Origin of the sequence: Cobetia sp. 3AK, assembly GCF_029846335.1 — a bacterium.
Taxonomy (GTDB): Bacteria; Pseudomonadota; Gammaproteobacteria; order Pseudomonadales; family Halomonadaceae; genus Cobetia; species Cobetia marina.
Window position 1 is genome coordinate 51,171 of sequence record NZ_JARWKR010000009.1, and the last position, 25,648, is coordinate 76,818.

Below are 25,648 nucleotides of genomic sequence, written 5' to 3' on the forward strand. Positions count from 1 at the left end.
TCACGCCTTAATCGTTTAAGAAACACCATCGGATAACCTCAGGATTTTCCCCCGCCAGATGGCCGATGAATGCCCAACAACAACAAGTGACGAGGATTTGCCATGCAACGCAAGACACTGATCGCCTCAAGCGTCGCCCTGCTGGGAGTGGCCACCACCGCACCCGCCATGGCCGCGGACCTGACCATCTCCTGCGGCGCGGTCGGGGCCGAGCTGGAACTCTGTGAACAGGGCGTCGCGGCCTGGGAGGAAAAGACCGGCCATGACGTCGACATCGTTTCCACGCCCAATTCCTCGACGGAACGCCTCTCGCTCTACCAGCAGATTCTGTCGGCCCAGTCCGGGGATATCGACGTCCTGCAGATCGATGTGGTCTGGCCGGGGCTGCTCGCCAATCACCTGCTTGATCTGCACCAGACGCTCGGCGAAAAGGCGGCGCAGGGCCACTTCGCGACCATCGTCGACAACAACACGGTGGATGGCCGCCTGGTGGCCATGCCCTGGTTCACGGATGCCGGGGTGCTCTACTACCGCAAGGACCTGCTGGAGAAGTACGGGTTCGCACCTCCCGAGACATGGCAGGAATTGACAGAGACCGCCACGCAGATACAGGCGAAGGAGCGTGAGGCGGGCAGCGAGAAGATGTGGGGTTACGTCTTCCAGGGGCGTGCCTATGAGGGCCTGACCTGCAACGCCCTGGAGTGGGTCGCCAGCAATGACGGCGGCGCCATTGTCGATGCCGATGGCGAGATCACCATCGACAACCCCAACACGGCCTCGGCACTCGACCTGGCCGCCAGCTGGATCGGCGAGATCACCCCGCAGGGCGCACTCAATTATTCCGAGGAAGAAGCCCGCGGCATCTTCCAGTCCGGCAACGCCGTCTTCATGCGCAACTGGCCCTACGCCTGGTCGCTGACCCAGAGCGATGACAGCAAGGTGGCCGGCAAGGTCGGGGTGGTCAAGCTGCCCCATGGCGCCGAGGGCGAGAGTGCCGCGGCGCTGGGCGGCTGGAACCTGGCGGTCTCGAAGTACAGCGAGAATCCCGAGCTCGCCTCTCAGCTGGTGGCCTTCCTCACCGGTGAACCCGAGCAGAAACGCCGAGCCATCCAGGCCGCCTACAACCCGACCCTCACAGCGCTGTATCAGGACGAGGAGGTGCTCACCGCCGTGCCCTTCTTCGGCACGCTCTACGACACCTTCACCAATGCCGTGGCCCGTCCGTCAGCCGTCACCGGAGACAACTACGGCCAGGTGAGCAATGCCTTCTTCAACGCGACCCATAGCGTGCTGAGCGGCGAGCAGAGCGGTGCCCAGGCGGTTGCCCAGCTCAAGAGCGAACTGTCACGCATCAAACGTCGTCGCTGGTAACCCGGGAGGTTTCGCATGACAACCACGCTCAATGAGTCAGTGTCGACGGGCTCGCCCTCGGCCAGGACTCGCAAACGCGGCACCAAGGTCAGACGCCAGCGGGTACGCGCGGCCTGGACCTATCTCGCCCCGATGCTGGTCGCACTGGCGCTGGTGGCCGGCTGGCCCCTGCTGAGAACCTTCTATCTCAGCCTGACCGATGCCTCGCTCTCGGACACGACCGGTGCCGCCTTCATCGGCTTCGAGAACTATCTCGTGAAGGACGACGGCGTCTGGTACGGCCTGCTGGCTGACCCGGTGTGGTGGAATTCCGTCTGGAACACCGTCTACTTCAGCGTCATCTCGGTGTCGCTGGAAGTCGTCTTCGGCATCATCGTGGCGCTGCTCCTGAATGCCGAATTCAAGGGACGCATGCTGGTCCGGGCCGCGGTGCTGATTCCCTGGGCCATCCCGACCATCGTCTCCGCCAAGATGTGGGCCTGGATGCTCAATGACCAGTTCGGAATCATCAACCACCTGCTGATGGGGCTGGGACTGATCGATGCGCCCCTGGCCTGGACGGCGGATGCCGATCTATCGATGTGGGCCGTGATCATGGTCGATGTCTGGAAGACCATCCCCTTCGTGGCACTGCTGGTACTCGCCGCGCTGCAGATGCTGCCCAAGGACTGCTATGAGGCCGCCGAGGTCGATGGCATCCACCCGGTGAAGGTGTTCTTCCGTGTCACCCTGCCATTGATCACCCCGGCCCTGCTGGTCGCCGTGATCTTCCGCCTTCTCGATGCACTGCGCGTCTTCGACGTCATCTATGTGCTGACCTCCAACTCGTCGAGCACCATGACCATGTCCATCTACGCCCGCCAGCAACTGGTGGAGTTCCAGGACGTGGGCTACGGCAGTGCCGCCTCCACGATGCTGTTCCTGATCATCGCGCTGGCCGTCGTGGTCTACCTCTACCTTGGCCGCCGCCAACTGGGAGTGGAGAAATGAATCAGACTCCGATGAACCGCTACCAGCTGACCCGACTCGCCAAGCATGTCGGCAAATGGGCCTTGATCGCCATCATCATCGTCTACGCCGTGTTCCCCTTCTATTACGCGGTGATCACCTCACTGAAACCCTCCAGTGAGCTGTTCGAGGTCAACTACTGGCTGACCTCGCTGGACTTCAGCAACTATGCCCAGATCTTTGCGCAGAAGAGCTTCCTGCAGGCGATCGGCAACTCGATCCTGATCGCCTTGAGCGTCGTGTTGATCGCGCTGCTGCTGGGCATCACCGCCTCCTATGCGTTGGGACGCGTGCGCTTTCGCGGCCGCTCCACCGTGATGCTGATCATTCTCGGGGTCTCGATGTTCCCTCAGGTCGCGGTGCTCTCCGGGCTGTTCGAGGTGATTCGCAGCCTGAATCTCTACAACAACCCCGGCGGCCTGATTCTCAGTTACACCATCTTCACGCTGCCCTTCACCGTCTGGGTACTGACGACCTTCATGCGTCAGCTGCCCATGGAACTGGAAGAGGCCGCGATCATGGACGGCGCCACGCCGTGGGAGACCATCACCAAGGTCTTCCTGCCCCTGATGTGGCCGGCCATGGCCACCACCGGGTTGCTCGCCTTCATCGCGGCCTGGAACGAGTTCCTGTTCGCCTTGACCTTCACGCTGACCGACAGCGAACGCACCGTGCCGGTCGCCATCGCCCTGATCTCCGGCGGCAGCCAGCATGAGCTCCCCTGGGGCCCGATCATGGCCGCCTCCGTCACCGTCACCATACCGCTGGTCATCCTGGTGATGATCTTCCAGCGCCGCATCGTCTCCGGCCTGACCGCCGGCGCCGTCAAAGGATAATCGTCATGTCATTGCTCGAAGCCCAAATGCAGACCTCCTCCAGCTGGTGGCGCGGTGGCGTCATCTACCAGATCTACCCGCGCAGCTTCCTGGACAGCAACGGCGATGGCATCGGCGATCTGCCGGGCATCACCGCCAGACTCGATTACGTGGCCTCCCTGGGCGTGGATGGCATCTGGCTGTCGCCCTTCTTCACCTCCCCGATGCTCGACTTCGGGTATGACATCAGCGACTACCGGGATGTCGACCCGATGTTCGGCACCCTGGAGGACTTCAAGACCCTGCTGGAGCGCGCCCATTCCCTGGGCCTGAAGGTCATGATCGACCAGGTGATCAGCCACACCTCCGACCAGCACCCCTGGTTCCAGCAGAGCCGTCAGGACCGCACCAACGACAAGGCCGACTGGTTCGTGTGGGCAGACCCCAAGCCCGACGGCACGCCGCCCAACAACTGGCTGTCGATCTTCGGCGGCTCGGCCTGGACCTTCGATTCACGTCGCCAGCAGTATTACCTGCACAACTTCCTGACCAGCCAGCCCGACGTGAACTTCCACCACCCGGAGGCCCGACAGGCACAGCTCGACAACATGCGCTTCTGGCTTGAGTTGGGTGTGGATGGCTTCCGCCTGGATACCGTCAACTTCTATTTCCATGATCAGGCCCTGCGCGACAACCCGCCGGTGCCGGCGGGCGAGGCCAAGACCCTGGGCGCGCCGGATTCCAACCCCTATACCTGGCAGCGACACGTCTATGACCTGAGTCGCCCGGAAAACCTCGACTTCCTGAAAGCGCTGCGCGCCCTGATGGATGAATACCCGGGTACCACCACGGTGGGCGAAATCGGTGATGACAAGCCGCTGGAGCGCATGGCGGAGTACACCGCCGGGGGCGACAAGCTGCACATGGCCTACGGGTTTGATCTGCTCAATGCGCCGCACTCTGCGGGCTATCTCCGCGAAGTCATCGAGCGCTTCCAGCGTCTGGCCGGCGATGCCTGGCCATGCTGGGCGCTGTCGAACCACGACGTCGTGCGCAGCGCCACACGCTGGGGTGCCGACGAAGACCCGGTGGCCTACCCCAAGGTCGCTCTGGCCATGGTGCTGTCACTGCGCGGCAGCGTCTGCCTCTACCAGGGTGAGGAGCTGGGCCTGCCGGAAGCCGACGTGCCCTTCGAGCGCATTCAGGACCCCTACGGCAAGGTGCTGTGGCCGGAATTCAAGGGCCGCGACGGTTGCCGGACCCCCATGCCCTGGCGTCAGACGGACCAGGGGGACTTCTCGAGTGTCGAGCCCTGGCTGCCGGTCGATGAACGCCACCTCCCCCTGGCCGTGGCCAATCAGGAAGACGACGCCAACTCGGTCTTGCATGCCACCCGCGCCCTGCTGAATTTCCGCCGTCAGCATCCGGTATTGCGTGAGGGGGACATTCAGCTGGTGGACGTGGGTGACGAGCTGCTGGGCTTCCTGCGCGAGCATGACGGCAAGCGCATGCTGTGCCTCTTCAATCTCACGGGCGCTGAACAGGTCACCGCACTGCCGCAAGCCTACGCCGGCAGCGCGCGTCTGCTCGAAGGCGCAGGCTTTACTGCCGAGCTGGACACGGCCCAGCCCCAGGCGGCGCGGCTGGTGCTTCCCGCCTATCAGGCTGCCTTCCTGGCACTCGACTAACCTTCTTTCGAAAGCCGGTGCCGAGCACCGGCTGGGAGTCGCAAGATGACAAGCGTAACCCTCTCCAAGATCAACAAGACCTTCGGCAGCACGCACATCATCAAGGATCTGGATCTCAAGATCGGCAGCGGCGAATTCGTGGTCTTCGTCGGGCCGTCTGGCTGTGGCAAGTCGACCCTGTTGCGCCTGATCGCCGCACTGGAATCGATCACCGACGGTGAGATGCATATCGCCGGCGATCTGGTCAATGACCTTCCCCCGCGTGAGCGTGGCGTGGGCATGGTCTTCCAGTCCTATGCCCTCTACCCGCACATGACGGTGTACGAGAACATGGCCTTCGGCCTCAAGCTTGCCAAGACCGACAAGGAAAGCGTCGAACAACGCGTGATGGAGACGGCGCGCATCCTTCAGCTCGAGGAGTTGCTGCACCGCAAGCCCAAGGCGCTTTCCGGCGGCCAGCGACAGCGCGTTGCCATGGGTCGCGCCATGGCGCGTGAGCCGAAGATCCTGTTGTTCGATGAGCCGCTCTCCAACCTGGATGCCTCGCTGCGGGTGCAGATGCGCAATGAGATCGCCCGCCTGCACCACCGCCTGGGCTCCACCATGGTCTACGTCACCCACGACCAGGTCGAAGCCATGACCCTGGCCGACAAGATCGTGGTACTGCGTGATGGGCGCATCGAACAGGTCGGCAGTCCCCAGACGCTCTATCAGGCCCCGGCGACCCGCTTCGTGGCCGGCTTCATCGGCTCCCCGACCATGAACTTCCTGCCGGCAGAGCTGCTGCGGAGCGAGGGCAATGGCTGTCGCATCACGACAGCCGGGATCGGCGAGCTGGAGCTGCCTCGCGATGCCGGCGACGAGCGTGCCGGCAGCCGTCTGACGCTGGGGATTCGTCCCGAACACCTCTGCCTGGAAGAGGCCCGCGGCGACAATGCCTTCGAGATCGTCAACGTCGAGTACCTGGGCAACGAAGTCTACGTCTATCTCGACCCGAAAGACGGCGACAGCCTGCTGATCCACCGCAGCGAAGCTCCCAGTCAGTGGAAGATCGGCCAGCGCGTCGCACTGGTGCCGGACCTGGAGCACGTGCATCTGTTCGACAGTCAGGATCGCGCGCTGAGCCTGACCCGGCAACGCCAGGCAGCCTGAACTTCCCTCATTTAAAGGGAATGCCATCTTGAGAAACAGCTCTGCGTGATGTCTATTGGCTCACGCAGAGCTGAGTGCCCTCTCTTGAAGATGTGCCTCAAAACAAAATTCATAGTGTAATAGTTAACGGAATTGGCCAATTCCCCCTTCCACATCACTCTTCCAAGCTACCGTCCCGATGGTAACCGGCAGGCCAGCCCCTGCTGTGACCTCAATCTCATACGCTGGACTAGGCATTCATCAGACTGATCGATATCCTGAATTTCTCTTGATCGAATCAGTCTTTACTCCAGGAACCCGACGCCTGTGTCATCGCCTCGCCGTATCACTCTCAAGGAGCTAGCCGCAGAACTGGGCGTCTCCACCGCCAGTGTCTCCAACGCCTTCAACCGCCCCGACCAGCTCTCGCCTGCATTGCGCGAGCGGATTCTCGAGGAGGCCAGACGGCTGGGCTATCGTGGTCCGGACGCCAAGGCGCGAAGCCTGCGTACGGGGCGCTCACGGATCATCGCCGTGGTACTCGCAGAGACATTGACCTACAGCCTCAAGGACGCGGTCGCCAGCGAGCTGTTATCGGGCATCGCCGAAGTGCTGGACGCCCACGGCCATACCCTGCTGCTGCTCTCGGGTCGCCAGGATGCCTCTCAGGTGCCGGGGTCTTCCAGCATTGCCGATGGCTTCATCGTCTACGGGCTGATGGCCAGCATGGCGCTGGTGGAAGAACTCCAGAGCGCGGGTCACAAGCCCATCGTGGCGGTCGACTTCGATCTGGGCGATCACCCCGCCATCCACGTGGATGATGAGCCCGCCTGCTACGCCATCGCGCAACATGCCCTGAAGACACCCGCCAGTCGCATCGGCATCGTCAACCTGCGCCTGACCGAAACAGCCTGCAACGGCCGCATCACCGAGGCCCACGCGCTGCTCCCGGCGGGTCGAACCATCACCCGCTCGCGACTGGCGGGTTTTCATCGTGCGCTGGCTGAGCGGGATATCTCCCCCGATTCTGTGACGATGTGGAACATCGAGGAAAACACCTACGAGGTCTGCGCGCCGGTGCTGTCAGAGATTCTGGATCTTCCGGCCAGTGAACGGCCAGACCTCCTGCTGTGCATGTCCGACCGCATCGCGTTGACCGCCGTGACCCTGGCGGAACAACGTGGTATCCGAATTCCTGAAGACCTGCGTATCACCGGCTTTGATGGCATCGAGGAAGGACAATATCGCTCGCCTCGCCTGACCACGGTCCAGCAGGACAGTACCGAGAAAGGCCGCCTTGCCGCACGAATGATTCTGGGGCTGGAACCCGCCTCGCCTCGCCTGCTCACGACTCGACTGATCCAGGGTGAAACCTGTCCGTGAAGAGACCTCGCGGAGAGTGACGCTATGGGGCGTGGCAGGTATCATCCCCAGCCCGTTCATCGCAGCCGAGGGAGGTTCCCATGCCGATCCTGCACAGCATCATTCACCGTATCGACAAGGGCAACAGCGAGACGCCGGCCCAGCTGGTGCCTGCCACCACCACCCTGGCGGCATCCGATGCACTGGAGGATCTGGTGTCCGGGCTCAATGATGCCTACCACGGCAAGGCCAAGAACTGGGGCCGTTTCAATGAAGACGCGCCTGCTGCCTTCCCCACGGAACTGGCGGCCTTCCTCGCAGGTGATAGCGATTTCGCGAGCCTGACCCAGACGCTTGCCAGTCGTCTTATGCCGCTGATCGATGACAACCTCCCGACAGGCGGCCATCTGCTGGTGGTGGACCACCAACAGGGCGAGACGCGTCATCTGTTCATGGCGTTGCTGCACCATCGTGATGGCTTCGCGATCGACGAGACCCTTGCGGTGACGCCTGCCCGCCAGCTCAACCTGACCCAGATGTCGCTGGCCGCGCGACTGGATATCAGTCAGTGGCAAGGCAGCTCGACGTCTCACCCCTATCTGTCCTGGGCGCGTGATCGCGGACGCACCAAGCTCGCCGAGGCCTTCGCCGAAACGCTGGGTGCACAGGAGCAGCGGGATGCCGGTCAGGAAACCCGTACCCTGCTCAAGGCGTTCAGCGACTATGTCGAGAAGGAAGACATGGCCGAGGAAGCCAGTCGGCAGAAGACCGATACCCTGGTCGATTATGCCACCGACCAGGCCAAGCTCGGCGAGCCGATCACGCTGGACCAGCTGTCTGAGCTGATCGATGAGGAGCGCCCGCAGGCCTTCTACGACCACATTCGCAACAGCGACTATGGGCTGTCACCGGAAATCCCGCCGGACAAGAAGACGCTCAACCAGTTCAAGCGTTTCACCGGGCGCGCCGCGGGCGTCTCGATCAGCTTTGACTCGCACCTGCTGGGCGACTCAGTGGAATACGATGAGGCAAGCGATCGTCTGATCATCAAACAGGTCCCGACCGGCCTGCGCGATCAGCTCAAGCAGCGCTAAGCCTCTGATCAGACAACATCGCCTGATGCATATCCGTCAGACACACGAAGGCCAGGCATCTGCCTGGCCTTCGTGTGTCTGACAAGAAACCGTGTGCCCCGGCCTTTACAGCCCTTCGAGAATCTCATTCATCTGGGCACGCACACTCTGCAAGCCATTGCCGGAGAGATACCAAAGCCCCGGGGATAGCACGATAACACCAATGTCCGCACCGCCAGCATCGGCCAGCGCGGCCTTAAGCGCGTCAGCATCCATCGGGGTCTGGCCAATGGCAGCACTGCGATCAACCACATACAGAACATCCGGCGCCATCTCGACAATATTCGCTGGCGTCAGCGGGTAGAAAGTACGCTCACCACGGCTGACCGGCTCTACGGAGTTCAGCAGCGCCGGCTGATCGATCTGCAGCAGCTCAGTGACAATCGGCTCCTGGCGCAGAACATAACGACCGTCGTTATGGGTCACGACCAACGCGTCAAGATCTTCCGCCAGCCCTTCACGCGCCGTCGCAATATCCAACTTGAGCGCTGCCAGCTTCTCACGTGCCTTTTCCTCGACATGATACGGGGACGCCAAGCTCAGTACCTTGCCGCTCAGTGCTTCGAAGTAGTTGCCTTCTTCGAGAGTGACATCACGCGTCTCCGCCACAGCCTTTAGCGCCTCAAGTGATCCAGATTGACGACCGGTGATCAAAATCAGGTCCGGCTCCAATCCCGCGATCGCCTCGACATCAGGCTCCTTGAGCCCGCCGATATCTGCCCGACCTTTGACCAGATGTGACACATAGGCGGGCGCAGACTGATGTGGAACCCCGACGAGGTGCTCAGCTAATCCCAGCTCATCCAGCGTATCGGCAGCGCCCCAGTCCAAACTCACGACGGAAGGGCCATGCTCTTCCCCGGCGACTTCGTGTGCCTGAGCACTAAAAGGTAAAGCAGCCAACAACAGAGTAGAAACAGACAGGGTGAGCCCAGCGACGTTCATCGACATTCTCTTTTATTGAATAATAATTAATATCATTTGTATTTGCGATACTAGCACGACTGCTTCCCCAAAATCATGCAACTGTGCGTTGCACAACCCGCAATTTACGAGCAACCCCATGCCACTACCGAGAGTTGCGAAAAACGCAACTCTGACAGCAGAGAAACACACCTGAACTAAAAAATACGAATGTTTATCATTTGTTTTCGTAAATACGAAAAAAAGATCGACATTGAAGCGATAGCGCCTGTCGCATTCCCTACCCGAAGTCGACGTCAACAGAGCGCTCAGTGGCCCACAACCCTAAAAAACCTCGTGGCTCAATAACGACATAATCGCGACCTCAAGGATCCAGGAACATGACAGTCCCCGCACTCCCCTTTGCTCGATCGGCCTTGGCTATCGGTATCGCCGCCGCTTGCCTACCTGCTGGCGTACAGGCTGACGAATCCAGCCAGTTGGAACCTGTGGTGGTGACAGCTTCCGGCTACGAACAGGTGATCTCGGATGCCCCTGCCAGTATCTCGGTCATTACCGGCGAGCAGCTCAACAAGCAGTCGTACACGGATATCACTGATGCCATGGATAATGTGCCTGGCGTCTATGTTACGGGGGGCGGGAATTCTCAGGACATCAGTATTCGAGGGATGGACAATAGCTACACGCTTTACATGATCGATGGCCGCCCGCTCTCGGCTGGCCGCTCCGTCAATACCAATGGCAATGATGAAGGCAAGCAGATTGGCCTCCCCCCGATCTCGATGATCGAGCGAGTGGAAGTGATTCGCGGACCGATGTCATCGCTGTACGGCTCACAAGCCATGGGCGGCGTCATCAACATCATCACCAAGAAGGTGGCGGATGATTGGTCGGGGTCTGTCACGACGGAATATACCCACTCGCTCAACGACATCAGCAACGACGGGCAGCAGCTGAGTTTCTATACCAGCGGGCCGCTCATCGAAGGCCTGCTCGGGCTCAAGGTTCACGGCAACTGGACCGGTTATGAAGAAAGCGATTATCAGGGCAGTGATGACAATGCCGAAAGCACGCCTGACAGCGACATTCGTCAAGGGGGGGCCGAATTCACGCTGACGCCGGATGAGGACAATGCGTTCACGCTCGGCTATACCGCGTCCAAGCAGGAATATACCCACAATGCCGGCGTGAGCATTGCGGATGATTCCGAAACCAGTCGCTATCGCTATGACAAGGACGTCTACACCCTCGGCCACAAGGGGAGTTACGGCAGCTTCCTCACGGACACCTATCTACAGCACGACATTTCGGAGAACGTGCTGGATTCCGATGACGAAAAGCGTGAAGAAGTCACCACGTTCAACAACCAGACCACATACTTCTGGGGCGATCATATGCTGACCTTCGGCGGTCAGTACAAATTCGAGCAGCTGACGGATGAGACCAATGGCTTGCTGGCCTCAAATGTCCCGGGGGCTGTTGATAACGTCGATCGCTGGATTGCCGCACTATTCGTCGAGATGGAATGGAGTCTGACCGAGGACCTCAACGTCACCACCGGCTTGCGCTACGACGACGATGAACTGTTCGGGGGTCATCTCTCTCCACGCGTCTATGCCAATTATCACCTTGATCCGCAATGGACGCTCAAGGGCGGGGTCTCCACGGGCTACAGCCAACCGAGTCTATCCGATGCAACAGAGGGCTTTGGACGTCGAACTGGCCAGGGCAGTGCCGTCATCATCGGCAACGAGGAGCTGGATCCGGAAACCAGCACCAACTACGAGCTGGGCACCGTTTTCCAGAACCAGTCAGGCACACTCAGCGCCGGCGCCACCCTGTTCTACACCCAGTTCAAGGACAAGATCTCCGAAGACCGCCTCTGCCAAGGCCCGGATGAAGGTTTCTCCGATCCCGCCTTCCGCGAGTGCAGCTATGCCGGCACTGATTACTATTTCGTCAGCACCTACCGCAACATCGACGAAGCTGTCATGCAGGGCATCGAGCTGTCACTGGACTATGCCATCACGCCAAGCGTGAATCTTAGCTCCAGCTACACCTACACCGACTCCGAGCAGAAAAGTGGTGAATTCAAGGGCGAGCCCTTGAACAAGATCCCGGAACATATGCTCAACGTGGCGGTGGACTGGCAAGCCACTCACGATCTCAACCTGTGGGCACAGGGGAACTACCGTGGCGAAACCAGTGATTACCTGTCACGTACCAGCATGAGCGAAGGCACGCCGAGCTATACCTTCTTCGATGTGGGTGTCGTCTATGCCTTGAACGAGAGCGCTCGCGTCAAGGCTGGCCTCTACAACATCGCTGACAAGGAAGTCACCAATGACACCTACGGCGTGGTGCTGGATGGCCGCCGGTTGAACCTTGGGCTGACCATGGACTTCTGATCCTCGACCAGATCCACTCATGCTTACGCAACAAGGGGAGCCGAGGCTCCCCTTGTTGCATTGCAGCTCATGGTTTCAAAACAAGACGTCAGTCATGGGGGCCGGTGTCTTCATCAGCAGCTTCCATCAGATCCACGAGACTCGCTGCCACTTTCCTCCAGCAACCACTCGCGAAAGGCTTGCACCTTGGCAAGCGTTGCCCCCCCCAGGCCGATGAATCACGTAATAGGCCAAGGAACACGCGCATATCACCTCATCGAAAAGTCTCACCAGACGCCTTCAAGCAATTACATCGTGAGCCATTACCACACGAGCCAGTGCAATACCCTGCTTAACAATTGCAACCTGCCACTCCGAAGCGGAGTTATTCACCGATGATCCATGACGTATTGCGAGTGGGTTACCTGGCAGTCGTTCTCAAGGATTGCTCGAACCTGTCCAGGAAGAGGTCGGCTTCCGAGCGCTCGATGCACAGTGGCGGGCGGATCTTCAAGGTACTGCCGGACTTGCCGGCCCCGCCGATCAACACGCCATTGCGCTTGAGGTCGTTGATCAACGCCGTGGTGCGCTGGGCGTCCGGCGCTCCGTCACGCGTCGGGTCACAGAGATCCAATCCCAGGAACAGCCCGGCGCCTCGTACATCGCTCACCTCCTCGAAACGTGCCTGAATATCTTGGAGCTGTCGCTTGAAGTACTCGCCTTGACGTGTGGCATTGGCCATCAGGTCTTCCTCGTCGATCACGTCCAGCACCGCCGTGCCCGCCGCCACGGCGACCGGTGAGCCGCCGAAGGTATTGAAGTAGCCCACATCGGTATTCAGGACCGCCAGCAACTCCTCGCGTGCCGCCAGCCCGGACATCGGGAAGCCGTTGCCCATCGGTTTGCCCATGGTCACCACATCCGGCGTCACGCCGTGGCGCGAGAAGCCCCACATCCCCTGCCCCGTGCGCCCGAAGCCGGGCTGGACCTCATCGGAGATGAATAGGCCGCCCCGGGCCTGCAGGAGTTCGACCGCGGGCTTCAGGAAACCGGCGGGGTCTGCATAGATGCCATCGCTCGAGAAGATGGAGTCGACCAGCAGTGCCGCGCATCCATGGCCCCTCGCCTCCAGCTGTTCGATGCCGAACCGCACCTGCTCGGCGAACCAGGCGGCCGGGTCTGCCTGCTCACTCATCCGGGAGATCGGCAGGATATGCACGTGATCCGGCGGCGTTCCCTGCTTGTAGGAGGATGGTGAGACTTCCGTCACGGCGGCCGTGTTGCCGTGATAGGCCGCCTCGGTGACGATGATCCCCTGCCGGCCCGTCCAGCCACGCGCCAGCCTCAGCGCCATGTCGTTGCTTTCACTGCCGGTACACATCATTACCAGTCGATTGAGCGTGCGCGGCAGCGTGTCCAGCAGGCGCTCGGCATAGCGATGGATGCCTTCGTGCAGATAGCGGTTGTGCACGTTGAGGGTCCCCATCTGTTCGGCGACCGCCTGGACCACGCGAGGATGGCAGTGGCCGATGGACGGCACATTGTTGTAGACATCCAGGTAGCGCTTGCCTTGATCATCGAACAACCAGACCCGCTCCCCTCGTACGATGTGCAGCGGCTCCTCATAGAAGAGCATGGACGTCGGCCCTACCGTTTCCAGCCGCTTGCGCACCAGTGCGCCGATTCGCGCATCTGCCTTGTCGATGTGCGCCATGCTGAAGGCGTTCTGATCCAGAATCCCGCGTACCTTTTCCATCACGCCATCCTCACCTTGTCATTGATTGTCCGATCTGTACCTGTCCGAACAGTGCTTGTCCGAACAGTACTGGTCCGATCAACATCCGCCTGATCGTCGTGTTCTTGCACGCCCAGTGTCTGCACGACACCTTGCTGGTCCTCTCGTGACTGGCCCCCTCGTTGCTGAACATAGCGCCGCGCCATGATGGCCGTATCCCGGCTGAAACCATCACTCAATGTCTTGCCTTCCTTGCTTTCCTGATGCGTGGCCAGCCAGGCACACAGCAGAATGCGACGCAGCATGATGAAGGTATCCAGCATTGCCTCATCTGCCGACGAGAACTCGGCCACCGAGCGGTACCCCTTGATCCAGGCATCGCGCAGCTGCGGGACGCACGGATCCGTCTCGTGGAAGCTGATCGCCGCAGCGAAGTCATAGGCATACCAGCAGAAGCCGCAGTCATCGAAGTCGATGATCGCCATGCTGTCCTGTGACACCAGCAGGTTGGTCAAGCGCAGGTCGGCATGGACCAGACCGAACTGCTGTGGCGCCGTGCCATACAGGGCAATCTCCGACTTGAGATAGGGGATGGCAGCATTGATGGCCTGGGCCTCTTCCACCGTCATGCCCGGCGCATTTCGCCAATCGCCCCACAGCCCACGGGGCGAGATCATGCTTTCCAGGTCCCAACGCTTGCGCACGAAGCCCTCCGGGGGCTGCCAGCGACGGCTGTGTTCGTGCAGCGTGGCATTCATCGCGCCCAGGCGTTCAAACCACTGCGGCAAGTCATCGCCGATATCCGGCTCACTGCCGACCACATGCTCGAAGGCCACCACGTACAGGGATTGCCCGCCGGCGGAGATGCTCAACACAGGGCTGCCTGTCGTGGTCATGACCGGGGCCGGCGTATTGATCCGTGCCGTCGTGCGCAGATCATCGATCCAGGCCAGCTCGGACTCGATCTCCTCCCGGCAGTGATAGTCCGGGCGGTGAACCCGAATGATGATCCTGCGTCCCGCCTCGTCATCCTCGGCCAGAAAGGTCGCGTTCTCTGACATGGTCAGCAGCGAGATCCGCGAGGTTTCCGCCATGTGCCATTTTTCCAGGCAAGTAACCAACTCGTGTCTTGTTTGATTTATCAGAGTTTCCGTATACATCTCACCACCTCGCTGACATGGGGAGACCGGGGATCTTGCGGTCTCGGTGTCACACTTCGTCTGCGGCCAGAAGCCAGTGGCCAATCTCACGACCCACGATCTGGCTCACGGCATGACTCTGTGCGCGAAAGTTGCATGACTCAGACTAACGACAGCGCGAGGTGATGCGTTATCAGCATCCGGCAAAGCTGAAAACACCAACAAGAACAATGAGTTGATTGATCAATGCACGAAGATGTATCACGAACGGACGACAGTGATGCCACCTGGCAGCACGGGATTTTCGAGCATGCACCAGGCAAGTGCACACGGGAGGCATGGGACGTCAATGAACAGGCGCATAACCTGACCGACTGGTCGCAACACTACGATCAGTACGGTCAGGGCGCCTTCTACGGACGTATCGATGAACTCCATCTGCCGGGAATGCAGGTATTCAAGGAATACACCAGCCAGGCATTGGATCAGCAATGTCATGTCTGGCCTGACTCGCTGTGGATCGGTATTCCCGCCGAGCGACAGCCCTGCCGGATCAATGGCTACGCGCTTGAGGCAGGCGACATCATGTGTCAGCCGGGTGGGCAGGATTTCGCGCTGACCACGCCGGACACTTTCGCGATCCACTGTCTCGTGCTGCGGCGTGACTGGCTGCTCACGGTGGTGGGGGAATCGGCGCTGACACTGCTGGAGAGTGACCCGCAACACACGATGCGCCTCGGGGTATCGCAGAAGACTCGCCGCGCGGTCACCTTCCTGATGGAAAGACTGCTCAAGCGGCAGCGTCAGGGGTTCGAAGTTCAGGTGCATCAGGGCATCCTGTCACTGGCCGTGACCGCCATCCTCGAAGAAAGGATCCCTCTCACCGACCGCTATCCCAGCTACCACCACCGACGACAGGTCGTAGAGCGGGTGCGAGAGCATGTGAACGGCGCAGCGCCTGCCCCGATCAGCATCGACATGCTCTGCGGCATCGCTCATGTCAGCCAGCGAACGCTGCACAACAGTTTCACCAGCATTCTCGGTATCAGCCCGATGCAGTTCATCCGCCTGAATCGCCTCAACCAGGTGCGGCGACGGCTGTGTGAACCTCAGGCAACGAGTACGATAGGACAGATCGCCAGCGACTGGGGCTTCTATCATCTGGGCCAGTTCGCGCAGGACTATCGCCGCCTGTTTGGCGAGAGCCCCTCGCACACCCTGTCGCGCCATCGACGCAAGAGGTAGGCAGCAACGGGCGATCGCAGCAGAAGACAGCAGCAGAAGACAGCAGCACAAGGTAGCCGAAGAAGGAGGCTGCAAAAGGTGACAGACGCGGGTGGCACAGGGAGACGTGCCCTGCCCATCCCCCAACACCTGCCCACATCAGGGACAGGTTTCCTCGGGGAGGAAAATGCATGACGGATCAGTTGTCGCATGAACAGAATCATCTGCTAGCGGGATTGTCCGCCGAGACGACCCAACGCCTGGCAGCGCATCTGGAGCCGATCCATCTGTCGCTTGGCCAGGTGCTGTATACCGCGGGGAGTGCCTTGAGCCACGTGTACTTCCCGATTGATGCCATCGTGTCACTGCTTTACGTGACCGAGAATGGCGCATCCGCCGAGATCGCAGTCGTCGGCAACGAAGGCCTGGTGGGAATTGCGGTGTTCATGGGCGGCGAAAGCACTACCAGCCGTGCCATCGTGCAAAGCGCTGGCCAGGCGCTGCGACTGCCGGTGCATCACCTGAAGGCGGAATTCAACCGGCATGGAGAAATGCTTCACCTCCTGCTGCGCTACACGCAATCCCTCATCACCCAGATGTCCCAGACAGCCGTCTGCAACCGACACCATTCGATCGATCAACAGCTATGTCGCTGGTTATTGCTGTCGCTGGACCGCCTGCCAGGCGATCAGCTGGACATGACGCAGGAATTGATCGCCAACATGCTCGGGGTGCGCCGTGAGGGGGTCACGGAAGCCGCAGGAAAACTGCACAGGCAAGGTGTCATCGAATACCACCGAGGGCATATCACGGTACTCGACCGCCCCAGGCTGGAGCAGCTCTGCTGCGAGTGCTACGCAGTGGTAAAGAAGGAAAGTGATCGCCTGATGCCCTATTCCATGACACTGCCGATGACAGACTCTTCAGGAGACGACACCCCTTCCCTGTGAGCACTGCGCTCTCATGCAACGGCTGGCCGAGACCGGAGCCGAGACCGGAGCCGAGACCGGAACCGGGGTTGTGTGCGCTAGCGAACCGACGAAAGCACAAGGCTATCGCATACTGTCTGGTGATGGATTTCCGCGCGCCCTACCGGGACTCGCGCATCGACCAGGACAGCGCTCGTGACCCTTTTCTCAGGCAGGATATTCCGCGCTTATCCCCCGACATCCCCCTGGCATGACACTGCTCCGGTGCGAGGCGAGCTGTTCAGCATCGAGCGTCTTGAACAGCACGCCTCAAGCCTTGCGCTGGCACAGAACGTGACGGAAACCCCCTCTCGCGTCCTGCCACTGTCGAGACGCCTTGAAGACAACGCCAAGGTACTGTTGAAAGCGTATCGCGCCAGTGCAAAGGAAGTCGCGGAAGACCGCGATATCGTCCCTGCCGCCACCTGGCTACTCGACAATTATCATCTGATCGAGGCGCAGGTACGTGAGATCCGCGATGACCTGCCACCCGGCTATTATCGCCAGCTGCCCAAGCTGGCCGAGGGCCCTTTCACGGGATACCCCCGTGTCTTCGGGATTGCCTGGGCCTTTGTGGTCCACACTGACAGCCATCTCGACCTCGACACGCTTCATGGCTTCATCCAGGCCTACCAGCGCGTTCAACCCCTGACGATCGGTGAGCTATGGGCGGTGGCCATCACGCTGCGCATCGTACTGATCGAGAACCTTCGCCGGCTTGCCGAGCAGATCGTCAATGAACAGACGGCACGCAATGACGCCGACACCCTGGCAAGTCAGTGGTTGATTCCCGAAAGCCAGCATCACACCCTGGACCCCACCACCCTGCCTCAAGGCAAGACACCGCTGACGGCACCTTTCGTCGCCCAGCTGGCCAAGCGCTTGCGCGGTATCGATACGCGCACTCATCCCATGATGAGCTGGCTGGAGCGTCGAGTCCGTCTGCAGGGCTCCTCCATCGATGAGCTGGTACAACGGGCTCAGCAGCGTCAGGGCGCCGCCAACGTCACCGTCCGCAATATCATTACCAGCATGCACTTCGTCTCGAGCATTGACTGGGCCGATGTCTTTGAAAGCCTCAGCCTGGTCAATGCTCGCCTCATGGACGCTCCGCGTTTCTCCACGCTCGACTTCCCGACCCGCAACAGCTATCGAAGTGCCATCGAGCAATTGGCACGTGGCTCTGAGCACAGTGAACTTCACATCACGCAATGCGCGCTGGTGGCGGCTCGCGAGGCGGCAAGTGCCACCGAGGATGCCAATGAGTCAGCGCGACGAGGTGACCCGGGGTATGTGCTGATCGCGGCGGGACGCAAGGCATTTGAAGACACCCTCGGATATCGACGTACAGGGCGCCAACACCTTCGCCACTGGTGCATCGCAGGAGGCATCAGTGGCTATGTCGGCCTGATCGTCCTGACCACCACGGCGCTGCTGTGGATGGCCTTGCAGGGCATCGCGTCACTGTCCTCGGAGGCATTCAGCGCTGGATGGATGTGGCTGCTCGGCCTGCTGGGGCTGCTGCCTGCCACTGAGCTTGCGACCTTGCTGGTCAGTCGTCTCATCATCTTCTGTGTCGGGCCGCAGCCATTGCCCAGTCTCGACCTGTCCGAGGGCGTACCACCTGACTTGCGCACCCTGATCGCCGTGCCGACCCTGCTGACCCGCGAGGCAGATCTCCAGGAGCAGATAGAGCGTCTGGAAGTGCACTATCTGGCCAGCGGTGGAGGCTCGATCTTCTATGCCCTGTTGACCGATGGCGTGGATGCGGCGCATGACGTCATGCCAGAAGACGCTCGACTGCTATCGTTCGCCAACGCGGCCATTGCGGACCTGAATCTGCGCCATGGCGACAATGAGGGATTTCCCCGCTTCCTCGTCTTGCATCGTCGCCGAGTCTTCAATGACAGCGAACACTGCTGGATGGGGTGGGAGCGCAAGCGCGGCAAGCTACATGAGCTCAATCGCCTGCTGCGCGGTGCAGACGACACCACCTTCCTGCCCACTGAACGCATACCGGCCGGGGTACGCTATGTGATCACGCTGGATGCGGACACTCGCCTCCCTCGCGGGGCCGCAAGCAAGCTGATCGCCAAGATGGCGCATCCTCTGAATCATCCCCGGTTCGACAAGCACCGCCAATGCATCGTGGAGGGGTATGGCATCCTTCAGCCCCGTGTCACGCCGTCCCTGCCGATGGGCAGACAAGGTTCCCTCTTCCAGCGCCTGTTCTCGGCACCCGGCGGGGTAGACCCTTATGCGGCCGCCACCTCGGATCTTTATCAGGATCTGTTGGGCGAGGGGTCCTTCGCCGGCAAGGGTATCTATCAGATCGATGCGTTCGAGGCAGCCCTCAAGGGGCGCGTCCCGGACAACCGCGTGCTCAGCCATGATCTGTTCGAAGGGGTCTTCGCGCGCGCCGGTCTTGCGTCAGACATCGAGGTCATCGAGGACTTCCCGTGCCGCTATGAGGTCTCGGCCAAGCGCACCCACCGCTGGACCCGTGGTGACTGGCAGCTGCTGCCATGGATCGTGTCACGCAAGATGCCATGGACCGGACGACTGAAGCTCATGGACAACCTGCGGCGCTCACTGCTGGCGCCGCTACTGCTGTCGTTTCTGGTCGTCAGTTGGGGATTGCCTCTCTCCGCCGCTCTGCTGGGCACGCTGTGTGTGATGATCGTGATCGCCGCCCCGCCGCTGATCCCTCTCGTGCTGTCGCTTGTGCCAATGCGCTCCGGCATCAATCTGCGGCACTATTTCCAGCAATGGGGCAATGACCTGACGCTTGCCGCCTCCCAGACACTGCTGTGGATTGCCTTCCTGCCAGACCAGGCCTGGCGAATGCTGGATGCCATCGGGCGCACCTTGCTGCGTCTGACGATCACTCGCCGCCACCTTCTCGAGTGGACCACCGCAGCTCAGACTTCCGGGCAGCCGCGACTGTCACTGGGTGGCGCTTATCGCAGCATGGCGCCGGGGACATTGCTTGCGCTGTGCGCCGCTGCCGGTGTGCTCAGCCAGTCCCCAGAGACCTGGCCGGTGGTGGTGATGCTCGCCGCCTTGTGGCTCGCCGCCCCGGCGATAGCGCAATGGGTCAGCGGCTCAAGAAGTCTTGCCCCGCAGGCCGCCTTGTCCTCGGAGGAGAACCGCGAGCTACGCTTGATCGCTCGCCGGACCTGGCGCTTCTTTGAAACCTTCGTCACCGCGCGCGACAACTGGCTTCCGCCGGACAATTTCCAGGAAACGCCTCAGCCCGTCATCGCGCACCGCACCTCGCCTACCAACATGGGCCTGTATCTCATCTCCATTCTGGCCGCCCGGGATTTCGGCTGGCTGGGGGCCAACAAGAGTGCGGAATGCCTGGACACCTCGTTGAAGGTGATGCAGTCGCTGGCAAAGCATCGCGGACACCTCTTCAACTGGTATGACACTCGAGATCTCAGGCCGCTGGACCCGAAATATGTCTCATCGGTCGATAGCGGCAATCTGGCCGGACATCTGCTGGTCGTCGCCAATGCCTGCGACGTCTGGGCGAAGACCTTGCCATCGGAGAATCTTCACCAGGGCATCATGGACCACTTGAGTCTGGTACATGAATGCCTCGCACAGGCCCCCTCGGCCCATGCTCAGCAGATGACGCGCCTGCGTCCCGGCATCGCCGCGATGGAAGCCCACTTGCAGGCGACCTCCTCCGAAGGATTCATGGAACAGCTGCCCGCCTTGCATCCTCTTGCGGATCACGCCACCCACCTGGCTCATGAGGTGCTGCGACACGTCCACGCCCCCTGGGCCGAGGACCTGCTGTACTGGATCGGTGCCATGCGCACCTCGATTGCCGAACATTGCCATGATGCAAGAATGATCCACCATCCCGACCCTCGTGAACGCCTGATGGCACGTTTCCACGAGATTGCCTCCACTGCCAGACACATGGCGCTGGAGATGGATTTCACGTTCCTGCTCGCACCGGAACGTCAGTTGCTGTCAATCGGATACTCGGTAGAGGGCAACATCCTCGACAGCAGCTGCTACGACCTGCTCGCGTCTGAAGCCCGCCTCGCCAGTCTGTTCGTGATCGCCAAGGGGGATGCCCCGACACGTCACTGGTTCCGCCTCGGGCGCACGGCCACTCCGCTGGAAAATGGCTCGGCACTGATCTCCTGGTCGGGTTCGATGTTCGAATATCTGATGCCGTCGCTGGTGATGCGCGCGCCGGCAGGCAGCCTTCTGGAACAGAGCAACCGTCTGGCCGTCGCCAGACAGGTCGCCTATGCCAATGCATTGAAGGTGCCATGGGGGATTTCCGAATCGGCGTACAACGTACGCGATGGCCACTTCACCTATCAGTACACCAACTTCGGCGTCCCGGGCCTGGGGCTGAAACGGGGTCTGTCCGCCAATCTGGTCATCGCGCCCTATGCCACTGCCCTCGCCACGATGGTGGACCCTGTCGGGGCATACCGGAACTTCCTGTCGCTGCAGGAAATGGGCGCCCAGGGACGACACGGCTTCTATGAGGCGCTCGATTTCACTCTCACCCACGTCTCCGCAGGCGAGCGCTTCGCGATCATTCGCAGTTACATGGCCCACCATCAAGGCATGACGATCGTCGCCATTGCCAACGCGCTTCACGACGGGAACATGCGCGAACGCTTCCATCGAGAACCGATCATCCAGGCCTGCGAATTGCTGCTGCAGGAACGTGTCCCGCGCGACATGTCGATCACACACCCTCGCGCCGAGGAGGTCGCGTCGGCCCCGAACGAGACGCTCGGTGAAAGCCGTGCCATCCGTCATGTCACACAACGTCTGGTGGGCGCGCATCTCACCCACCTCCTCTCCAACGGGCGCTATTGCATCATGCTGACGGCCAGTGGAGCGGGCTATAGCCGTTGGCAGCATATCGCCATCAGTCGCTGGCTGGAGGATGCCACCTGCGATCATCTGGGCAGTTTCGTCTTCCTACGCGACCGCAAGACGAAAGCCCTCTGGACGGCCAGTGACTCACTGCCGGACAAGGCAGATGAGGAGGCGCTCGCCCCGGCAGATCACGAAGCCACCTTTGCCGAGGATTACGTTCGCTATACCCATCGCCAGGACAGCCTGACCACGCATCTGGATATCCTCGTCTCTGGTGAGGATGACAGCGAAGTCCGGCGCATCTCGCTCATCAACAGCGGGCGAACGGCCCGCGAGATTGACGTGACCTCCTATGCGGAGCTGGTCCTGACGGCGCCCGCGACCGAGAATGCCCATCCGGCGTTTGCCAAGTTGTTCGTGGTCACCGAGTACCTGGAAGAATACGCGGCGCTGGTCGCGACACGTCGCCGTCGCAGTCCGGATGATGATGAAATCTGGGCGGCGCACTTCGCGGTCGTGGAAGGCGAGACCCTCAGCGACCTCCAGTACGAGACGGACCGGGCGCATTTCATCGGCAGGGGTCGCACGGTACGCACAGCGACCGCTCTGCAGGCCGAGCACCCCCTGACCAACACCACGGGCACCGTGCTGGACCCGGTATTCTCCCTGCGACATTGTCTGAAGGTCCCGCCGGGCAAGATCACCCGGGTCGCGTTCTGGACGGTGGTCGCGGACACCCGTGAGGCCTTGCTGGATCTCATCGACAAGCACCATGACCGCAGTGCCTATGAACGAGCCAAGACACTGGCCTGGACCCAGGCTCAGGTTCAGCTCCATCACCTGGGCATCACGCCGGAAGAAGCGACGGACTTCCAGCGCCTGACCGCGCCGATCCTGTATGCCGACGCGCGCTTCAGGGCCTCACGAGACACCATGGCCCGCGGAGCAGGGCCACAATCCGCACTCTGGCCATTGGCCATTTCCGGAGACCTGCCAATCGTGCTGGTGCGCATCGATGCCATCGACGACATGGCACAGGTGCGTCAGCTGCTGCGCGCTCATGAGTACTGGCGAATGAAGCGTCTCGGGGTCGATCTGGTGATCGTCAATGAGCGTGCCTCTTCCTACGTCCAGGATCTCCAGCAAGCGATCGAGGCGGCCGTCAACAGTAGCCAGACACGCCCGCGCATCCATGAAGGGCACGATCAAGGCTCCGTCATCGTCCTGCGTGCGGACCTGATGAACCTTGCCTCCCGCCTGTTGCTGCAGTCCGTGGCCAGAGTGATGCTGCTGGCTCAGCGTGGGCCGCTCGCCGATCAACTGGCCTTGATACCGCCGATACAGCTCCCCGCGCCCGTCCCGGCATCCCCCGAGGTGGCCACGCCTCCCACCGCGCAGCACACCGCCACCCGACAGGACGAGTCCGCAGCGCTTGAGTACTTCAATGGCCTGGGCGGCTTCGACAAGCACGGCAAGGAATACGTGACGATTCTGGAGCAGGGATGCACCACACCCGCTCCGTGGCTCAACGTCATCGCCAATGAAGGCTTCGGTTTTCAGGTATCGGCAGAAGGGGCGGGCTACACATGGGCGGACAACAGCCGCGAGAACCCCCTCACGCCCTGGTCCAATGACCCCGTGATGAATCCTTGCGGTGATGCCATCTATCTACGCGATGAAGACAGCCTGGCGGTATGGACGGCAACGGCCTCGCCGATCAACGACAACGGACGTTACGTCGCGCGCCACGGGTTTGGTCATAGCCGCTTCGAACACGAAGCACAGGGTATTGCCGTGGACCTGATACATTTCGTCCCGCTGAACGACCCCCTCCGCATCTCGCGCATGACCCTGGAGAATCGCTCTGATCGGTCGCGCAGACTCTCTGTCACCGCCTATGCCGAATGGGCACTGGGACTCGCCCGCGGCACATCCGCTCCCTTCGTCGTCTCGTGCAAGGATGATGACACTGGCGCACTGCTGACCAGCAATCCCTGGAGCATGAACTTTGCCGGGCGCATCGCCTTCGCTGATCTCTGTGGCCTGCAGACGTCATTCACGACAGACCGCTGCGAGTTCCTGGGGCATGGGGGGCACCACGCCGCTCCCGCCGCTCTCACCGGGAACACTCCCCTGTCCGGTGCCATCGGGGCTGGCTGGGATCCCTGTGCGGCACTCCAGTGCCTGATCGAACTGGCCCCCGGAGAAAGTGTCGAGATCGTCTCCTTGCTGGGGCAGAGTCATTCACGTGAAGACGCCAGGCACCTCATACATCAGTATCGACAGGCTGATCTTGATGCCGAGCTCGCCGCCGTCACCGCGTATTGGCAGGATCGACTGGAGGCCGTGCAGGTCTCCACCCCGGATCGCGCCATGGACATCATGCTCAACGGCTGGTTGCTCTATCAGACCCTGGCCTGCCGGATCATGGCTCGCTCTGCCTTCTATCAGGCCAGTGGCGCCTATGGGTTCCGTGATCAGCTGCAGGATGGCATGGCGCTGTCCTTCGCCAGTCCAGACACCACACGCCATCACCTGCTGCGGGCCGCATCACGCCAGTTCGTGCAGGGTGATGTGCAGCACTGGTGGTTGCCGCATTCAGGTCAGGGCGTCCGCACCCGCATATCCGACGACCGCGTCTGGCTGGCGCATGCCTGCGCCCAGTATGTCCTGACATCAGGGGATATCGAGGTGCTGGATGAGTCCGTCAATTTCCTGGAAGGCCCCCTGCTGGGCAGTGATGAACACGACGCCTTCTTCCAGCCCATGATCGCGGATACGGCGGCGACGTTGTATGAACACTGTGCGCGTGGCCTTGATCAATGCCTGACACTGACGGGAGAGCACGGCCTGCCATTGATCGGCGGCGGGGACTGGAACGATGGCATGAATCGAGTAGGAGAAGCCGGCAAGGGAGAAAGCGTCTGGCTGGGATGGTTGCTGATTCGCACCCTGGACCTCTTCGCCCCTCATGCGGAACGCCGTGAGGGGGAAGAGAGTCGAGCGGCACGCTGGCGTGCCCATGCCGTCTCGGTGCGTGAGGCCATCGAACAGCATGCCTGGGACGGAGCATGGTACCGGCGCGCGACCTACGACGACGGAAGCTGGCTTGGCACTCGGGAGAGTGAGGAGTGTCGTATCGACTCGATAGCCCAGTCCTGGGCAGTCCTGTCCGGGGCCGCTGACCCACGCCATGCCCTGCAGGCCATGCAATCGCTGGATGAGGAGCTGATTCGCCACGACCCCGGGTTGGCACTGCTGTTCTGGCCGCCCTTCGATCATCCCGAGCGAGATCCGGGATACATCAGCGGATACCCCCCTGGACTGCGGGAAAACGGCAGCCAGTACAGCCACGCCTCGATGTGGGCCATTCTGGCCTACGCACAGCTGGGACAGGGCGACAACGCCGTTCGGTTGTTCTCGCTGCTCAACCCCATCAATCATGCGCTGTCTCGACAGGACACGGCACGCTACAAGGTAGAACCCTACGTCGTGGCTGCCGATGTGTATTCCATCGCCCCCCATGAGGGTCGTGGCGGCTGGACCTGGTATACGGGTTCCGCTGGCTGGATGTATCGGGCGGGACTGGAAGGCATCCTGGGCATCCGTCGCGAAGGGGACGTACTGATCATTGCCCCGAACCTGCCTGCCAGCTGGCCGGGATTCACGGCCACCATCAGCATGCTATCGACTCATTACACCGTGGAAATCAAGCACTCCACTCTGGAAGACCTCATCCTGACAGAGGCACACCTCAATGGGGACACCACCCTGTGTGAAGCAGGCGAAGTCCACTTGCCTCTGGATGGCGGACATTACCACCTGAAGCTGATGATACCGGCCCGCCCTTCCCCCGACATGCTAAAGGAACCAGTGTCATGAGCCTTCATCACCTCGAAT

At 61.2% G+C, this 25,648-nt stretch carries 14 protein-coding genes; 11 read left to right on the plus strand and 3 right to left on the minus strand.

What is annotated here, in order from left to right:
- Positions 1-102 precede the first annotated feature (102 nt).
- The 7 genes from QD228_RS13340 to QD228_RS13370 all read left to right on the plus strand — a co-directional run bounded on the left by QD228_RS13340 (position 103) and on the right by QD228_RS13370 (position 8,469).
- Positions 103-1,371 (plus strand): ABC transporter substrate-binding protein, encoded by a 1,269-nt coding sequence (locus tag QD228_RS13340; protein WP_084208932.1) that lies wholly within the window; start codon positions 103-105, stop codon positions 1,369-1,371.
- A gap of 15 nt (positions 1,372-1,386) precedes the next feature.
- Entirely contained in the window at positions 1,387-2,361 is a 975-nt protein-coding gene (locus tag QD228_RS13345; protein ID WP_176493092.1) for a sugar ABC transporter permease, read from the plus strand.
- 11 nt (positions 2,362-2,372) lie between these two features.
- Positions 2,373-3,215: a carbohydrate ABC transporter permease gene (locus tag QD228_RS13350; protein ID WP_084208934.1), complete on the plus strand. Its 843-nt coding sequence runs from the start codon at positions 2,373-2,375 to the stop codon at positions 3,213-3,215.
- Positions 3,216-3,241: 26 nt separating this feature from the next.
- Complete coding sequence (locus QD228_RS13355; RefSeq protein WP_279875890.1) at positions 3,242-4,882, plus strand: alpha glucosidase; 1,641 nt, start codon at positions 3,242-3,244, stop codon at positions 4,880-4,882.
- Positions 4,883-4,927: 45 nt separating this feature from the next.
- Positions 4,928-6,034: a sn-glycerol-3-phosphate ABC transporter ATP-binding protein UgpC gene (ugpC, locus tag QD228_RS13360; RefSeq protein ID WP_279875833.1), complete on the plus strand. Its 1,107-nt coding sequence runs from the start codon at positions 4,928-4,930 to the stop codon at positions 6,032-6,034.
- A 306-nt stretch (positions 6,035-6,340) separates the two neighbouring features.
- Complete coding sequence (locus tag QD228_RS13365; RefSeq protein WP_279875834.1) at positions 6,341-7,396, plus strand: LacI family DNA-binding transcriptional regulator; 1,056 nt, start codon at positions 6,341-6,343, stop codon at positions 7,394-7,396.
- Positions 7,397-7,476: 80 nt separating this feature from the next.
- Positions 7,477-8,469, plus strand: coding sequence for a nucleoid-associated protein (locus QD228_RS13370; RefSeq protein WP_279875835.1), 993 nt, complete (start codon positions 7,477-7,479; stop codon positions 8,467-8,469).
- Positions 8,470-8,574: 105 nt separating this feature from the next.
- Here QD228_RS13370 and QD228_RS13375 read toward each other — a convergent pair whose 3' ends face one another.
- On the minus strand, positions 8,575-9,453 hold the full coding sequence (locus QD228_RS13375; protein ID WP_279875836.1) for an ABC transporter substrate-binding protein: 879 nt from the start codon (positions 9,451-9,453) through the stop codon (positions 8,575-8,577).
- A gap of 359 nt (positions 9,454-9,812) precedes the next feature.
- Here QD228_RS13375 and QD228_RS13380 point away from each other — a divergent pair, with 359 nt between their 5' ends.
- The gene (locus QD228_RS13380; protein ID WP_279875837.1) at positions 9,813-11,840 is read left to right on the plus strand and encodes a TonB-dependent receptor; all 2,028 of its coding nucleotides are present in this window, start codon (positions 9,813-9,815) and stop codon (positions 11,838-11,840) included.
- A 400-nt stretch (positions 11,841-12,240) separates the two neighbouring features.
- On the opposite strand, the gene QD228_RS13385 is transcribed toward QD228_RS13380, so the two are convergent.
- Positions 12,241-13,575 (minus strand): aspartate aminotransferase family protein, encoded by a 1,335-nt coding sequence (locus tag QD228_RS13385; protein WP_153635487.1) that lies wholly within the window; start codon positions 13,573-13,575, stop codon positions 12,241-12,243.
- Entirely contained in the window at positions 13,575-14,648 is a 1,074-nt protein-coding gene (locus QD228_RS13390; protein WP_279875838.1) for a phosphotransferase, read from the minus strand. The genes QD228_RS13385 and QD228_RS13390 overlap by 1 nt, the downstream gene beginning before the upstream one ends.
- Positions 14,649-14,939: 291 nt before the next feature.
- Here QD228_RS13390 and QD228_RS13395 point away from each other — a divergent pair, with 291 nt between their 5' ends.
- The 3 genes from QD228_RS13395 to QD228_RS13405 all read left to right on the plus strand — a co-directional run bounded on the left by QD228_RS13395 (position 14,940) and on the right by QD228_RS13405 (position 25,630).
- The gene (locus tag QD228_RS13395) at positions 14,940-15,938 is read left to right on the plus strand and encodes a helix-turn-helix domain-containing protein (RefSeq protein ID WP_279875839.1); all 999 of its coding nucleotides are present in this window, start codon (positions 14,940-14,942) and stop codon (positions 15,936-15,938) included.
- A gap of 170 nt (positions 15,939-16,108) precedes the next feature.
- Positions 16,109-16,867, plus strand: coding sequence for a Crp/Fnr family transcriptional regulator (locus QD228_RS13400; protein ID WP_279875840.1), 759 nt, complete (start codon positions 16,109-16,111; stop codon positions 16,865-16,867).
- A gap of 174 nt (positions 16,868-17,041) precedes the next feature.
- Positions 17,042-25,630: a glucoamylase family protein gene (locus QD228_RS13405; RefSeq protein WP_279875841.1), complete on the plus strand. Its 8,589-nt coding sequence runs from the start codon at positions 17,042-17,044 to the stop codon at positions 25,628-25,630.
- Positions 25,631-25,648 lie beyond the last annotated feature (18 nt).

What these genes read in the sequence shown, in the direction of transcription:
- QD228_RS13340 (WP_084208932.1), top strand. Translation starts at nt 103, where the DNA reads ATGCAACGCAAGACACTGATCGCCTCAAGCGTCGCCCTGCTGGGAGTG.
- QD228_RS13345 (WP_176493092.1), top strand. Translation starts at nt 1,387, where the DNA reads ATGACAACCACGCTCAATGAGTCAGTGTCGACGGGCTCGCCCTCGGCC.
- QD228_RS13350 (WP_084208934.1), top strand. Translation starts at nt 2,373, where the DNA reads ATGAACCGCTACCAGCTGACCCGACTCGCCAAGCATGTCGGCAAATGG.
- QD228_RS13355 (WP_279875890.1), top strand. Translation starts at nt 3,242, where the DNA reads ATGCAGACCTCCTCCAGCTGGTGGCGCGGTGGCGTCATCTACCAGATC.
- ugpC (WP_279875833.1), top strand. Translation starts at nt 4,928, where the DNA reads ATGACAAGCGTAACCCTCTCCAAGATCAACAAGACCTTCGGCAGCACG.
- QD228_RS13370 (WP_279875835.1), top strand. Translation starts at nt 7,477, where the DNA reads ATGCCGATCCTGCACAGCATCATTCACCGTATCGACAAGGGCAACAGC.
- QD228_RS13375 (WP_279875836.1), bottom strand. Translation starts at nt 9,453, where the DNA reads ATGAACGTCGCTGGGCTCACCCTGTCTGTTTCTACTCTGTTGTTGGCT.
- QD228_RS13380 (WP_279875837.1), top strand. Translation starts at nt 9,813, where the DNA reads ATGACAGTCCCCGCACTCCCCTTTGCTCGATCGGCCTTGGCTATCGGT.
- QD228_RS13385 (WP_153635487.1), bottom strand. Translation starts at nt 13,575, where the DNA reads ATGGAAAAGGTACGCGGGATTCTGGATCAGAACGCCTTCAGCATGGCG.
- QD228_RS13390 (WP_279875838.1), bottom strand. Translation starts at nt 14,648, where the DNA reads ATGGCGGAAACCTCGCGGATCTCGCTGCTGACCATGTCAGAGAACGCG.
- QD228_RS13395 (WP_279875839.1), top strand. Translation starts at nt 14,940, where the DNA reads ATGCACGAAGATGTATCACGAACGGACGACAGTGATGCCACCTGGCAG.
- QD228_RS13400 (WP_279875840.1), top strand. Translation starts at nt 16,109, where the DNA reads ATGACGGATCAGTTGTCGCATGAACAGAATCATCTGCTAGCGGGATTG.